12 protein-coding genes are annotated in these 15631 nt (G+C 38.5%); 9 read left to right on the top strand and 3 right to left on the bottom strand.

The features are described 5' to 3' along the window. Positions 1-528: 528 nt before the first annotated feature. The 3 genes from MUN87_RS19750 to tnpA all read left to right on the top strand — a co-directional run bounded on the left by MUN87_RS19750 (position 529) and on the right by tnpA (position 3428). Positions 529-1512 carry a glycoside hydrolase family 43 protein gene (locus MUN87_RS19750; RefSeq protein WP_244743299.1) on the top strand — a complete coding sequence of 328 codons (984 nt, stop codon included), beginning with the start codon at positions 529-531 and terminating at the stop codon, positions 1510-1512. A gap of 16 nt (positions 1513-1528) precedes the next feature. After that, positions 1529-2788 carry an oligosaccharide MFS transporter gene (locus MUN87_RS19755; RefSeq protein ID WP_244743301.1) on the top strand — a complete coding sequence of 420 codons (1260 nt, stop codon included), beginning with the start codon at positions 1529-1531 and terminating at the stop codon, positions 2786-2788. Between the two features lie 187 nt (positions 2789-2975). Continuing rightward, positions 2976-3428 carry an IS200/IS605 family transposase gene (gene tnpA / locus MUN87_RS19760; RefSeq protein WP_244743303.1) on the top strand — a complete coding sequence of 151 codons (453 nt, stop codon included), beginning with the start codon at positions 2976-2978 and terminating at the stop codon, positions 3426-3428. Between the two features lie 1475 nt (positions 3429-4903). On the opposite strand, the gene MUN87_RS19765 is transcribed toward tnpA, so the two are convergent. The 3 genes from MUN87_RS19765 to MUN87_RS19775 form a co-directional block, all read right to left on the bottom strand. After that, the gene (locus tag MUN87_RS19765; RefSeq protein WP_244743305.1) at positions 4904-5254 is read right to left on the bottom strand and encodes a hypothetical protein; all 351 of its coding nucleotides are present in this window, start codon (positions 5252-5254) and stop codon (positions 4904-4906) included. Between the two features lie 42 nt (positions 5255-5296). Next, complete coding sequence (locus MUN87_RS19770; protein WP_244743307.1) at positions 5297-6475, bottom strand: FtsW/RodA/SpoVE family cell cycle protein; 1179 nt, start codon at positions 6473-6475, stop codon at positions 5297-5299. 245 nt (positions 6476-6720) lie between these two features. After that, positions 6721-8127 carry a DHA2 family efflux MFS transporter permease subunit gene (locus MUN87_RS19775; RefSeq protein WP_244748019.1) on the bottom strand — a complete coding sequence of 469 codons (1407 nt, stop codon included), beginning with the start codon at positions 8125-8127 and terminating at the stop codon, positions 6721-6723. Positions 8128-8411: 284 nt separating this feature from the next. On the opposite strand from MUN87_RS19775, the gene MUN87_RS19780 reads away from it, so the two are divergent. From MUN87_RS19780 to ald, 6 genes are all read left to right on the top strand, one after another. Beyond that, positions 8412-8996 (top strand): TetR/AcrR family transcriptional regulator, encoded by a 585-nt coding sequence (locus MUN87_RS19780; protein ID WP_244743310.1) that lies wholly within the window; start codon positions 8412-8414, stop codon positions 8994-8996. A gap of 573 nt (positions 8997-9569) precedes the next feature. Continuing rightward, positions 9570-10337, top strand: a complete 768-nt coding sequence (locus tag MUN87_RS19785; protein WP_244743312.1) for a GntR family transcriptional regulator — start codon at positions 9570-9572, stop codon at positions 10335-10337. A gap of 136 nt (positions 10338-10473) precedes the next feature. Further along, entirely contained in the window at positions 10474-12132 is a 1659-nt protein-coding gene (locus tag MUN87_RS19790; RefSeq protein WP_244743314.1) for an amidohydrolase, read from the top strand. A 76-nt stretch (positions 12133-12208) separates the two neighbouring features. After that, positions 12209-13627, top strand: coding sequence for an aldehyde dehydrogenase family protein (locus MUN87_RS19795; protein ID WP_244743317.1), 1419 nt, complete (start codon positions 12209-12211; stop codon positions 13625-13627). 17 nt (positions 13628-13644) lie between these two features. After that, positions 13645-14385: a sulfite exporter TauE/SafE family protein gene (locus MUN87_RS19800; RefSeq protein ID WP_244743319.1), complete on the top strand. Its 741-nt coding sequence runs from the start codon at positions 13645-13647 to the stop codon at positions 14383-14385. Positions 14386-14417: 32 nt separating this feature from the next. Beyond that, positions 14418-15554: an alanine dehydrogenase gene (gene ald / locus MUN87_RS19805; RefSeq protein WP_244743321.1), complete on the top strand. Its 1137-nt coding sequence runs from the start codon at positions 14418-14420 to the stop codon at positions 15552-15554. Positions 15555-15631: the final 77 nt, after the last annotated feature.

A 15631-nucleotide genomic window follows, 5' to 3' on the forward strand; every position in this document is an offset into this window, starting at 1 on the left:
CCTTGCCACGCAGGAAGCAAAGTGGTTGGATGGAACGGTATCCTAGCACACATAATATATCAAAGTGGTCGCAATGATAGTTTACATAATCTATAGGTAGTTATAAGTTACTCATGCTCGTTAGTTATGCACGGTTTTTCTGTAAGCATACTCTATAAAGCACTGTACTTGCTGTAGCGATGAGAAAGACTCATTAAATAAGTGAATCGAAGAAGTATTCTCCATTTCATTCTTGTACGTATGTATTTGTGTTATAAGAAAATGAGTTGTTGATAAGAATAATGAATATTTCATAATATTATCATAACTAAAAGGTGATTCTGTATAAAACGAAGGCGTTTTAACTCATTATTTAAATAACTAAATGATTAACAATGAAATTATTTTTGTGTAATTAAACAACTTTTGTGGTATTTTCGTTGACACTTATACGTATGAGTGATATTCTTCTAAACAGAAGGAAACGGTTTCTGTTTTTAAAGAATAAATAGTTATTTTAAATTAAAGATGATTAAGAGGTGTTTAAATATGACAGAAGATATTAAAAATCCAATAGTATTACAACGAGCTGATCCTTTTGTTTATAAACATGAAGACGGCTATTACTATTTTACAGGATCGCATCCATTATACGATCGAATTGTGTTAAGAAGAGCAAAAACATTAAATGGATTACACGATGCAGAAGAAACTGCTGTTTGGTGGAAACATGAAAGCGGTCCATTAAGCCAATTAATCTGGGCACCAGAAATCCATCGCGCAGAAGGTAAGTGGTACATATATTTCGCTGCTGCACCTGATACCAATATTGATGATGATACATTTAATCACCGTATGTATGTTCTTGAAAACGATTCAGATAATCCGATGGAAGGTGATTGGATCGAAAAAGGTGAAGTGAAGACGGGGATGTCAACGTTCGCATTAGATGCGACGATATTCTATCATAAAGAAGAATTGTACTACGTATGGGCACAACAAGATTTAGAAATTGAAGGGCACTCTAATTTATATATTGCGAAGATGGAAAATCCGTGGACTTTGAAAACGGAACCAGTTATGTTGACCAAACCTGAATTTTCTTGGGAAATCCAAGGTTTCTGGGTAAACGAAGGACCTGCCGTTTTAATTAAAAATGGAAAGGTATTCTTGACGTATTCCGGTAGTGCGACAGGTGTTGATTACTGTATGGGTATTCTAACAGCTGATGCTGACGCTGATTTGCTTGATCCAAACGCTTGGACAAAGAATGAGGAACCTGTTTTCCAAAGTAATGAAGCAAATGGTCAGTATGGACCGGGACATAATAGTTTTACAGAGTCTGAAGACGGCGAAACAATCCTAGTCTATCATGCTAGAAATTATACAGAATTAGTTGGAGATCCTTTATATGAACCGAATCGTCAGGCTCGAGCTCAAAAAGTAGAATGGGACGAGCAGGGGAATCCAATCTTTGGTGAACCGTTACCAGATGATCGCTGGACACCGAAAACACCAGAAGTATTAAAATAAAAAGGAGTAGACAGCTATGAAAAACTTAAAGCAGTTAAAGTTTTGGAATTTTGGCGGTATGTATTACTTTTACTTTATGATATGGGCGTTAATCTTCGCCTTCTTGCCTTTTTGGCTAAATAAAACAGCTAACCTTGATACCAGTGTTTCTGGTCTCGTGTTCTCTGCAATGGCAATTACTGCACTTGTTTTGGAACCGTTATACGGAGTGGTGCAGGATAAACTGGGCTTAAGAAAATGGTTATTTGGCTTTGTTGTGCTTTGCTTATTATTTATCGGTCCATTTGTACAGTTTGCCTTTATTCCGTTATTGGAAATCAATGCGATTTTTGGTGCCGTTGTCGGCGGTGCTTACTTAAGTCTTTGCTTAAATGGCGGTGTAGGTGTTGTTGAGGCATATATCGAACGTTCCTCACGTGCTAGTAATTATGAATATGGACATGTCCGCTTGTTTGGTTCATTAGCTGGTGGTACAGCAGCGTTTATTGGCGGTATTATGTTCGTGCAAAATTCATACAGCATTTTTTGGGCATGTTCTATTTCTGCTGTTGTATTAGGTATTCTTTTATTTGTTCTTCGTGTTGATAAAGATAGTTATGGTGAAGAAACACCGGCAGATTCAGATGAAAAAGAAGAAGAAACGCCGGTTACCAAAGAAAATATTATGAATGTTTTCAAAAATCGCAGTTTCTGGGGATTCTGTATTATGATGATCGGTATTGCGACGATGTTTGACGTATTTGATCAGCAATTCCCGAACTATTTTGCAAGCTTTTTCAACGATGCATCTCAAGGTGAATTAGTATTTAGTCGTATCGCTTCTGTACAAGTATTTCTGGAAGCAGGTTTTATGATCGCAACACCTTTTATCATTAATAAAATCGGTGCCAAAAATGGTCTGATTATTGCTGGTGCGGTATTGTTCATCCGAGTTTTAGGATCTGCGCTGTTTACTGAAATCTGGATGCTTGCAATCTGGCGCTTACTAGCAGCGATCGAAATGCCTTTAATGCTTGTTTCGATTATGAAGTACATAACTGGAGTATTTGATGTACGCTTGTCTGCAACGGTTTACATGCTTGGATTTAACTTCGCTAAGCAAGTTGGTATTACCATATTCTCGTATGTAATGGGTGTGTTGTACAGTGCCATCGGTTTCCAAAGTGGCTATATTGTAATGGCATTCATCATTCTGGCATTTGTTATTGCTGGTGGATTGATTATGAGAAGTGAAAAATATTATACGAAAAACAGTTTAGAACAGCATGCTGCATAGTTATTAAAAATTATTGTAAACGCTTGGATATTTGACATCCAAGCGTTTATTTATGTTTTTGAAAACCCCTGGCTGTGCCAGGGGTTCCGGAAAGCTTTTAGCGTGGGGGCAAAAAAAGCCTCTCTTCATGGTAAGATAAAGTTGGTTTCCCGACCACAAAATCTCACCTAAGAAGGAGGCGTGTCCAATGAAGGACAAGAATAGTTTAGCACACACGGTATGGAATTGTAAGTATCATATCGTTTTCGCACCAAAGTACAGAAGGCAAATCATTTATGGAAAGTATAAAAAGAGTATAGGTCAAATTATTCGAGATTTATGTGAAAGGAAAGGGGTAACCATTCATGAAGCTAATGCCTGTCCTGATCACATACACATGTTGGTAAGTATTCCACCAAAGATAAGTGTGTCACAATTTATGGGATATTTAAAAGGAAAAAGTAGTTTGATGATTTTTGATCGTCATGCCAATTTAAAATACAGATATGGCAATAGAAAGTTTTGGTGCCGAGGTTTCTATGCTGATACAGTGGGTAGAAATAGAAGGCAAATACAAGAATACATTAGAAATCAACTTAAAGAAGACTTTATGGATGATCAATTAACATTATTCGAAGAGTATGATCCGTTTACAGGCTAAAAAAATAAGAAGAAATAGAAGATTCTTTAGAATTAGTGAGTGAATGTGGTGCAAAAGGGAGACCGTTCGGTGGGCCTTTAAGGCCGAGGCCGGTAACAAAGGCTTTCAGCCGGAGAGCAAACCACCAGTTCACACTGGTGGTTTTGATTTTTAATCAGTCGCGTGCCCAGCAAGCCGTTAATTGCTAGTTGGTGAAAGTCCAACCCGAGTAAGTACCAAGACGCTCGGTAGCTGACGGGCAATTGGTGGAGAAATCCTAAGGTTGAAGCCCCGTGACAAAGTACTCTACGTAGTGCGAGCAACTTAACAGGTTGTAACATCAAGTGAATCTTGCAGCCTCGTCAATTACAACCCTCACAAGAGGAACAAGGGAAGTCGAGTTTGTGACTGATAAGCGAAGACCATGGAAGGTGTGAAGAACTTGGAATATCAACACCGAAGAATCCCTCGGGGTATGGAGAGCGACATGTTAAGAAAGTAAATAACGGAACTGGGGATATCCTCCTCGGTCACTTCAGAAAGAAGTAAAACAGATACCTATAAGCATAAAGTGAAATGGTGGATGGGCTGAGAGGAAGTCGGAGGGGGTCATAGTACCAGGGATGATCATGACAACACAACGTGATCTAGGGAAGGACGGCAGAAGCCAATACCCTACTTCGTTCACATGTTTAAAAAAGGTAAGAGTGAGTGAATGCCTTTAGATAGGCTAACTACACAATAAAGAGAAAGCTCGAAAACTTTTAATGAACATTATACCTTTGAGCCAAAGGATATCAACCCCGTAAAGCCAAAGGAAGAAAGAGCGTCGGAAAGCCGTATGAGGGAAAACTTCACGTACGGTTTGATGAGGGGAAATAGGAGGAGGTTATTACCTTTGAGTCTGGCTTAGTAAGGTGGAACACCCTGAAACCCGAGGACAAGAAGAAGGTAGTATCTAATTCCTGTTTTCTACTCTACAGAAAGGACGTAAGTGCAGTCACGGCAGTAATCATACTTATTGTGAAATTCAGTTCCTATAATATGGATTATGTTAAAATAAGGTATTTCCAAGTGGTTATTTTGATATAGATTATCTGCTCAGCAAAGCTCCGGAAATAGGCTCCGCGTCCTGTGGGGGCGGGTTCAGCCTCCTCACAAGCAAAACCGCTCACTGCGGAGTCTTCACACACGACTGATCCCGCGGGAGTCTCCGCCTATTTCCTATGCTTATGGGAAGTGCTACAACTTATGGTACAGCTAAAAGCAGTGGTTCTAGGCATTATGTTATTCAAAAGCTGATTTTTATGGTGCAATCAATAAGCTAGCAATTCCAAAAGTTGTAGAGCAAATATTCTAGCACATTAAATATCTCAATATGAATGCTTGGCTAGTAATGCTTAGTTTACATAATCGATATTATAGGTAGTTGTATATAATTTATGTCAATTAGAACCGGACAGGTTACGCCTGGTTTCACTTAGGAATTTCAAATTCTAATGAGGATTAGCAGAATCTCCTGCTAATTTGATATATTTTAGAGCTGGTGTCTTAAACCCATACCATTCATATGTCACATTATATTCTTGATTTTTGTCAATGATGTTCCAGATGTTTTCATTCTTTACAGAAACCTTTATACCATCGAGGAAAAGGTAGTATTGGTGATCACATTTTATCTGTTTGCCGGCGACTGTTGCATAATCTTGACCAGTGCAGTCAATCTTGACAACATTAGTATTTTCAATGGTATTAGAATGAATTAGACTGTAAAATCCTAAAGCTATTAAAAGTCCAACTGTAACAATAGAATATAAGAAATATTTTATAAGTTGTCTGGCTTTCAAGAAAGCACTCTCCCTTCCTATCTGTTGCTTAACCAATAAGATTTAGCGCATTTCACTCTCTCTGAACATATAGTCTTCTTCTTTTAATAATTCACATCCAACTTTATAAATTAGTCCATATCCGATCAAGGCAGTTAACGTGGAGCTGCCACCGTAACTAATTAATAGTAATGGTATACCGGTAATAGGCATAATTCCTACATTCATTCCTATGTTTTGAAAAGTGTGGATTAAGATTAATGTGATATATCCGAAACAAATATATGCACCGAATAGATTGATAGTATATAATTTTAATCCGATTTGTATTAACGTATAGATTAGAAAGAAATACAAGAATATGACGATTGCCGCTCCAACAAAGCCGAAATTGTGACCAATGATTGAAAATATAAAATCTGTATGAGCTTCCGGTATATACATTGATGAGGTTTCTCCTTGAAATCCATTAAGATAACCTGAACCGATAGCAACCAAGGCTTTATCAATTTGATAGGTATTGCCTGAATCATTATCTTCTAAACCGACCCATGTTTCGATTCTATTAATTTGATAATTATCAATATTAAAAGTATTTTGCATGACATCAGGTAGATTAATTGTCATAAAAATGAATATAATTGCGAATGTAATGGATATAGTAGCAATTCCGAAAATTATTTTCCAATCGATACCCGAGAGAAATAACATAATAATCGTTATCCCAGCAAGAACCATAGCAGTACCAAAATCAGGCTGAAGTAAGATTAAGACAACAGGCGCAAGGCCAATCAATAAAATCTTTAGTAAGAGAAGTAAATCATATTTTAAGTTTGAATTTTGGAACCTTTCCTTATGCTTAGAGATAGCATAAGATAAATATAGAATGGTTGTGATTTTGGTTAATTCAGAGGGCTGAAAAGTAATTCCTTCGTATTGGAACCAGCTATTTGCGCCATTAATCGTGGGGACTATGCTTTCAGGGCTGACGAGCAAAACAACTAGTAAAGATAGACCGAAATAATATAAAACGGTACTTAGTAAGAAAATGGTTTGTGTTTCTAATAATTGCAGGCAAACAATTGCTATAATCCCTAGGGAAATCCACACAGCCTGTTTGAATACGAAATTTTCACCTTCATATTGATTTAGCTGTTGGGCATTATAAATAGCAAAAAGACTAACACCAATGAATAGCAGAAGAATATATAACAAGTCATATCTAACATGAATTTTTCTCATAGATTACTTCCTTTATTATGTAATTGAAAGAAGCTTGTTAACTTGCTAGCTGCGCCTTTGATTCAGAAAAGCCATCGAAAAAACATTAGCAATGTATCAAAGTTAGAAATGCTTCCATATCCTTGTGTGTATTTTAACATAAAATTCCATTTATTCCTATCAAAATAAAATTAAGAGAGTAGCATTTTGATATCCATAGCAAAAAAAGACTTGACCACTAGTCAAGTCTTTTTCATCATATACACTTATTTAGAAGTTTGTAAACTGTCTTCAGATGCTTGTTTTACACGTTTAATAAAGAACGAAAGTACAAGGCTGATGAATGCAAAAAATAACATGGTAAAGTATGCATCATTGATACCCTGAATCGACGCTTCCATTGTTAAATGTTCCTGTGATCCGGTGATGCCATTTGTAACCATTTCCTGTAGGTGATCCTTTGTTCTGCTCGTCATGATCGTAACAATTAGCGAAGTTCCGATTGCTCCTGCCACTTGACGAGTAGTGTTTGAAATTGCTGTACCGTGAGCATGCAAACTATTTGGCAATTGATTTAGACCAGCTGTTTGTAACGGCATCAAGAACAAAGCCATTCCTAACCGACGTCCGGCATACATTAAAATAAGTACAGTATAGCTGATTGAATCGGTTAAATTAGTAAAAGAATAAGTGGTAAGCAGAATAATAATTAAACCAATAATCGCGAGCCATTTGACTCCAAATCGATCAAACAACTTACCAACGGCAGGACTCAAGAGACCCATCAGCAGTGCGCCAGGTAACATTAGTAAACCTGATTCGAACGCAGTAAAGCCTCTGGCATTCTGTAAATATAGCGGCAATAAAATCATATCTGCGTACATGACAAAAGTAACAGTGCAGTTAATAATTGTCGTTAAGGAAAACATGTTGTAACGGAAAACCCGTAGGTCAAGAAACGGATCACTTGATTTAAGTTGTCTTAAGGTAAATATACCGATGGTGATAAAGCCGACAATGAGTGATATTATAACTTCCAAATGCCCCCAGCCGTTATTTCCTGCTTCACTGAATCCATATAAAATACCGCCAAAACCAATAGTGGATAATATGAGACTAACAAAATCCATTTTGCTAGTTGTAGTTTCTGATACATTTTTCAGAAAGATCGATGCGAATATAATAATTAAAAGAACAAATGGAATCATTCCATAAAATAATACGCGCCAAGAGAAGTTATCTAAAATATATCCGGCTAATGTCGGGCCTATAGCAGGTGCGAAGATGATTGCAAGTCCAACAGTTCCCATCGCTGTTCCTCTTTTTTCTGGTGGGAATAATGATAATACAACGTTCATTAACAAAGGCATCATAATACCGGTCGAGGCAGCTTGAATCAAACGACCAATAAGTAGTACGACAAAAGTTGGCGCAATGGCAGATACGAGTGTACCTATCAAGAAAATAATCATTGCAGCTAAATATAATTGTCTAGTAGAAAAGCGTTTCATTAAGAATCCGGTCACCGGAATTAATACACCATTGACTAACATGTATCCTGTAGTCAGCCATTGTCCAGTAGAAGCATCTATGTTAAAAGCTTCCATTAATGGTGGTAGCGCGACTGTCATCGTGGTTTGATTAAATAATGCAAAAAAAGAACCTAAAATCATAATGGTTAAGATCGACCATTTTTTTTCGTTATCGCCAGTGTTAGCACTAGTTGCCAATATTGTTCATCCTTTCTATACCCGTTAAGGTCAATAAAACAATTAATTTACACAGTGTCGTTTAAATTTTAGACACAAAGAATATTATAATTGTTATAGTGCCAGTATTCAACCAACAATAATTTATAAAGTGTAAATTAGTTTACAAATTGAACAATAATGTAGCAAAATAGATAATAATACTACATTAAATAATTTTATGTAAATATAGTGTGGGAGGAAAGAGTATGGTTAAGACAAAAGAAAAGACCGATCCACGCATCATCCGTACGCGCCAGCTGCTTCGAGATGCTTTTATCGAGCTGCTGTTAGAAATGGATATCAAAAAGATTTCCGTGAATCGCCTGGCAGAAAGAGCTACCATTAATCGGGTTACATTTTATCTGCATTACAAAGACATTACCGATATGATGGATAAAATGGCCGATGATATGGTTGAAGATATTTCCAATGTGATTGAAGAAGCAAGAATCAATCGAACTTCGGATCAACCTACAGGAGAAGTATTGTCTAAATGCCTGGAACATATAGCAGCTAATGCGAATTTTTATAAAGTGGTTCTTACAACGAGAGGCATTCCACTTTTTAAAGATCGCCTTATGCAGCTTTTAGTCGACAAAATTATGTCCGGGATTGAAAATAGAGGCAGTGAATCTTTTGTTGAGAAAGCGAGTATTCAAAAAGAGATTCTGATCTGGTATGATTCATCAGCATTAATTGGAACCATTGTTTCCTGGTTGAGAAATGATATGCCTTACAGCCCGAACTACCTTGCACAACAATTCGCGTTAATCCATAACCGTCACAAGTGAGTGAAGTGAAACAGATGTTAAGGATCCGATTATATTATCGGATCCTTTTTATATGCGCTAGAAAAGCATTCCATTATAGCGGTGAAGAAGCAAAAAACAAATGATACTCGCAAAAGTAGAGTCGAATGCTTCGTGTTTCTGTTGAAGGTGAAATTTGATGCGCGAATGGAAGTTGTTTTCGCTGTTGAAGATATTGGCAAAGGAAAATAAAATAATAGGAAATGTTTGAAGTTCAAGCCTTTTCAAGCGTAGGAATAGCTAGACAGTGTAGAAACGTCTGAAGTTTTAGTATCTTCGAGTGGAAGGAGGTCCAAAGAGTAGAGGAACGTCTGAAGTTTGAGCAACTTCAAGCGGAAGAAGAATGAAAAAAGGTACCACTTTGCCCTTTTTTTAGCGATAATAATATCCGCTTTTCATATGTGCTTCCCTTACTGCTTCAATTATTGAAAGTCTGACAGATATATTTACAAGAAAAAAGACAGATCCATCACTATCGATTAAAGTACTTGTAAATACAACCACTTGTCATTACACCCGAAAAAGCATGTGGATAGGAGGGGTAATATCGTTAATTTGAATAGTAAAGTACCTTATTACTTGCAGTTGAAGGATTGGCTTTATGAGCAAATCGAGGCAGAGATTTATAAAAAGGGTCAAAAATTACCTTCAGAATCAGAGCTTGCTAATGAGCATGGGATCAGCAGACCAACTGTCAGACAAGCTTTAGGAGAATTAGTTCAAGAAGGTCATTTAGTAAAAAAACGTGGCCTTGGCACATTTGTTTCATCACCAATTGTGAAGAATGACGCGCAAATATTTACCACTTTTGCAGAGGAAATGAACCAAACTGGCCATACGCATAGTGCTCAATTAATTGAAAAAAGAGTGGTGACAGCGACGAAAAAAATGGCCAGTGATTTACAAATACCTGAAGAGAGTGATGTATATAAGTTTGTTCGTCTCCGATTAGCAGATGGGGAACCTGTTGTTGTTAGAACTTCTTACATTCCTTGTCAGCTGTATCCCGATTTATTGGAGGAGGATTTAGAGAAAGACTTGCTTTACGATATTCTGGCGAAACGAAATATTCATCCAATTAAGTCGTCCCAACGGTTTCAGGCCGTAGGTGCCTTGCCCGAAGAAGCTAAGTTATTAAACTTGAAAGAAGGGGATCCGCTCCTGTTGTGGAATGGAATCGTGTTTGGGGAAGGTGGTCAACCAATTGAACAAATGCGAGCAGTCTATTTAGGCTATCAATTTTCAATTGAGCAATCGAGGAATAACTGTAATGGTAATGGCGTTCACGAGGAATGGACAGCACTAAGTACACTACATTTCTAAGAAACAAAAACGTTTTTCAAAAATAGTTTGTAAAGGATTGTGACAACCGTTTTGATAAATGATGCCCATCCTGTAAAAATAACTTGTAAATACATCATTACTTCATTTCAACTAAAAAATTAAAAGGAGCGAGACAATGAAAGAAATAACTTTATTATTTAAAAATGCTAATGTGTTAACGTTGGACAAGGAAAACCACAAAGCAGGTTCTGTAGCAGTTGCAGATGGTAGAATCGTAGGGGTTTGGGAAGAGAGCGAGCCGCCAGCGGGGGAAGTAACGATTACCGATAATACTAATGTTATAGATTTACAGGGCGCAACGTTACTACCGGGCTTTGTTGACACACATAACCACATTTTAATGTCTGGGACAATGCGCGATATGCTTAATTGCAGCACACCACCAAATGAAACAATTGAAGATCTTAAAGAACTGATAGCAGAAAAAGCAGAAAATACAGCTGACGGCGAATGGATTGTAGGTTTTGGCTATGATGATACATTATTAGCTGAACTTCGCCACCCAACTCGTGCTGATCTAGATCCAGTTTCACCGAATCACCCAGTTATTTTAATGCATGCATCAGGACATTTAGCGGTTGCTAACTCTGCCGCATTAGAACTAGCAGGATTAGCGGATGATACAAAGGATCCAGAATCAGGTGGGCACTTCGGACGAGACAGTGAAGGTAAATTAAACGGGGTATTATATGAAGCAGCAGCACAGATGCCAGTTAGAGTCAAGATGCCTCAGAAAACAGAAGGAGAAATGATCGAAGACTTACGATATGCTGCTCAAGAATACGTAGCACAAGGGATTACGACAAATTCAGATGCGGCGGTTAGTACACTTGCGGAATTAGAAGTCCATACGAAAGCAGCTGCAAATGGCATAAATCCGATGCGTACCCAATTAATGATCATGCACTTTTTATTACGCGATGGTCAACCATATGGTGGTTATACACCAGAGCAGATAGATCAGGAAATTAAAGAAAAATCAAATGGACTAGCTCGATTAGATAGCGCGAAAATGTTCCAGGATGGTTCGATTCAAGGACTAACAGGTGCACTGCGAAAACCTTATTATCAAAATCCAGGTGTTTACGGTGATTTGATTTTTGCTCAGGAAGACTTGAATGAAGAAGTTTTGGATCTACATAAACGTGGATTCCGAATTACCACTCATGGTAACGGCGACAGAGCAATTGGTTCAATTATTGATGCTTACGAAAATGCGATTATCAATAGCGCACGTGAGGATCATAAACACCGAATCGAACACGTACAATCAGCAACAACAGAAGATATCGAAAATATGGCTCGTTTAGGTATTGCCGGATCATTCTTTATCAATCACGTATATTTCTGGGGAGATCGCCACGAAAACATTTTCCTCGGCCCGGACAGAGGTCGAAGAATCAGTCCACTGAAAGATGCGGTCGATAATGACTTATTATTCACCCTGCATTCTGATTGTCCAGTAACACCAATTTCACCTTTATTCTCGGTTTGGGCAGCTGTTAACCGTACGACAAGCAGTGGCAAAATTTTAGGACCAGAACAGCGTATTGATGTGATCACAGCATTAAAGTCGATGACAATTTACGGTGCAGAATTAATTTTTGATGAAGAAAATGTTGGAAGTATCGAAATTGGGAAATGTGCTGACTTCGCTGTATTAGAAGAAGATCCTACCAGCATTGCTCCAGAGAAAATAAAAGATATTAAGATTCAGTCTACTTATATTGATGGGAAAGCAGTATATGAAAATAAGGAACTTGTTACTAACTAGGTATACAAATAGCTTTAAATTTCTGAATATTCAGAAAAATACACCTTATAGAATTGAAGTAGAGGAGGCGTTTCGTATGGGAACGACGAGCATTACAGAAGAGAAAGAAATGGAAACTATTAATCCAGCTACGAAAGAAAAGCTTGGCGCATTACGAATAATCAATGAAAAAGAGATCAATCAAAAGATCGAGTCAGCAGAACAAGCCCAAAAGGTTTGGCGAAAAACATCTGCACCAAACCGAGGCGATGTCTTACTTGAATTGGCAACGCTGATCGAACAAGAAAAAGAAGGACTAACCCAATTATTAGTCGATGAGGCTGGGAAGTGTACGGCACAGGCAGCAGGAGAAGTAGACCGTACCACATCGATCTTGAGATTTTTAGCCGGTGAAGGGGCAAGGTTGACAGGTACTACCATCCCATCAACAGACATTAACATCATGGCTTATTCTGTGCAACGTCCGTTAGGGGTTGTCGGAATTATTACACCTTGGAATGTACCACTCGCGATTCCAGTTTGGAAAATCGCACCGGCATTAGTTGCTGGAAATGCTGTCGTCTGGAAGCCGGCACCACAAACGATCTTAATTGCAGAGAAGCTTCAGGAAATATTTGATGCCAGTTCACTACCAGAGGGATTAGTGCAAATGGTGATTGCGCCAGGACCAGAGGTAGGGAAAAAATTTGCTGAGCACGAAACGATCAAAGCAGTATCTTTTACTGGTTCGACGGATACTGGAAGAATCATTAACCAAATGGTCGCACCTAGAGGGATCAGGTTCCAGGCTGAAATGGGTGGGAAAAATCCTTTTATCATTATGCCGGACGCTAATCTCGAGCGAGCAGCAGCTGATGTGATCGCTGGTGGGCTGTTGGATGGTGGCCAGCGTTGTACGGCAACGAGCAGAATTTTTGTTCATCAGTCTGTTCATCAAGCGTTTCGAAAAGAGCTTACGAAACAGCTAGCTAATGTTCGTGTCGGTAACCCACATGATGCGTTATCTATTATGGGACCTGTCGTCGATGAACAGCAATATCGTACTGTTCGATCCTATATTCAATCAGGGATCGATGAACAGCTTGACCTGGCCTTCGGTGGATTGCCGCCTGCAGTAGAAGAGAATAAGGGCTATTTCATCCAGCCTACTTTATTTGACCATGTCACACAGGAAAGTAAACTCGCACAGGAAGAAATTTTTGGACCTGTTCTTGTTATGATTCCGTTTGATGATTTTGATGCTTGTCTAGAACAAGCAAATGACATTCGCTATGGGCTTTCATCTAGTATTTACACACAAAACATTGATTGGGCATTGCAATACGTGGAAGAAATAGAATCAGGCTTAGTCCATATAAACTTACCTTCCGCATACAGTGAACCACAAATGCCATTTGGAGGGATTAAAGCAACAGGAATTGGCGGTTTTAGAGAACTAGGCCAACATGCTGTTTCCTTCTATACAGAATGGAAAACCATTTACGCTCGTAAGTAAATGGAGTATCCAATCAGATGACAGAGTTGGTAGTGATTCTATGTGTGTTTGCCTTTATCAGTGGACTTATGAAAGTGGGCTTCGGGTTTGGTGCCGGAATTGTACTGAACCCGATTCTAACCTTATTTATGCCATCAGCGAAATCAGTCGGTTTACTTGCACCAATATTATGGTTTAGCAATGTCAATGGCGTTCGGTCACATTGGAAATCAATTAATAAAAAACTATTTTATCAAATGCTTCCATTGGCAGTGATCGGTACTTTAATAGGAAGCTTAATACTAACCGTTGTACCGGATGACATCATCCGAAGAGGGATTGGCGTATTATCCATTATTTGTGGTTTTAGCCTTTGGAATGCTTCTCGTAAGTCAGACAAGAAAGTTCAGAAGCGGACCATACATCCAGTCATCACCAAGCTAATTCGACAAGTTAGCGCCTTTCTATCAGGATTAATTGGAGCCGCAGCAAATTCTGGCGGGATCCCATTATCGGTTCTCTTTTCTCAGGAAAAGATGAGTAAACAGGCGTTTACGGCCAATATTATTGTATTACTGGCAATTATGGATACATTGAAGATCATCTTTTACATTGGTTTCGATGTCATTGCATTTCAAGATTTATTACTAGCATTTATCTACATTCCTTTAATCATTTTAGGAGGCTATGTGGGAAAATGGCTTAATCATTTATTAGCAGAAAGAGTTTTCTTTCATGTGATTCACGGACTAATCTTTTTTATGGGATATATCTATTAATCTAACTTCGTTACAAGAGAGGAGAATACACAATGATTATTGGTGTACCAAAAGAAATTAAAGACAATGAAAATCGCGTAGGACTTACGCCAGCAGGGGTTCAAATGTATAAACAGGCAGGTCACGAAGTATGGATCGAACAGAATGCCGGTGAAGGCAGCGGCTTTACTGACCTGGAGTATACTGAGGCAGGAGCAGTGATTTTTGAAAGTGCAAGTAAGGTATGGACAGCAGAAATGGTAATAAAGGTGAAGGAACCATTACCATCAGAATATGACTATTTTTATGAAGGATTAATTTTATATACGTACTTGCATTTGGCTGCAGAACCAGCACTGACCAAGGCATTAATTGACAAAGGTGTGCAAGCTGTTGCTTATGAAACGATCCAGTTAGAAGACGGTTCACTACCACTTTTAACACCTATGAGTGAAGTGGCTGGACGAATGTCCGTTCAAATCGGTGCCCGCTTTTTGGAAAAGTCTAACGGTGGAAAAGGGATCCTGCCAGGCGGGGTACCTGGTGTAGCGAAAGCAAAAGTCACGATAATCGGTGGAGGAATCGTTGGTACCAATGCTGCTAAAATCGCACTAGGATTAGGCGCAAGTGTTACAATCCTCGATATTAATGTTCAGCGTCTTCGTCAATTAGATGACCTGTTTAATGGCCAAGTACAGACGATGGTATCCAATTCTTATAATATCGCTTCAGCTGTTAAACAAGCCGATTTGTTGATCGGAGCAGTATTAATTCCAGGGACACGTGCACCACAGCTCGTAACCGAAGAAATGGTAAAAACAATGGACAAAGGATCTGTTATTGTCGATGTCGCGATCGATCAAGGTGGTTCAATAGCAACAATTGATCACATTACGACACACAGTGCCCCAACCTATGAGCGACATGGTGTTGTTCATTATGCTGTAGCTAATATGCCTGGTGCCGTATCGAGAACCTCAACGATTGCATTAACGAATGTTACCGGTCCGTATGGTTTAGAAATTGCCAATAAAGGGCTTGAAAAAGCTGTAATTGAGAACCCAGTATTAACCAAAGGTGTAAATACGATGAATGGTATTGTTACTTATCGTGCGGTAGCAGATGCTCACAATTATACGTATCAACGTGTAGAAGCACAATTAAATATGATGTCAGCTGTTTCGTTGTAACCATATTCATAGATAAAGACAGAAAACATAGCCTTTCGCTTGTGGGGAGTAGAGGTCTTTAAAAATCTGTAGGGGGT

The sequence above is a fragment of the Gracilibacillus salinarum genome, from assembly GCF_022919575.1.
GTDB lineage: Bacteria > Bacillota > Bacilli > Bacillales > Amphibacillaceae > Gracilibacillus > Gracilibacillus salinarum.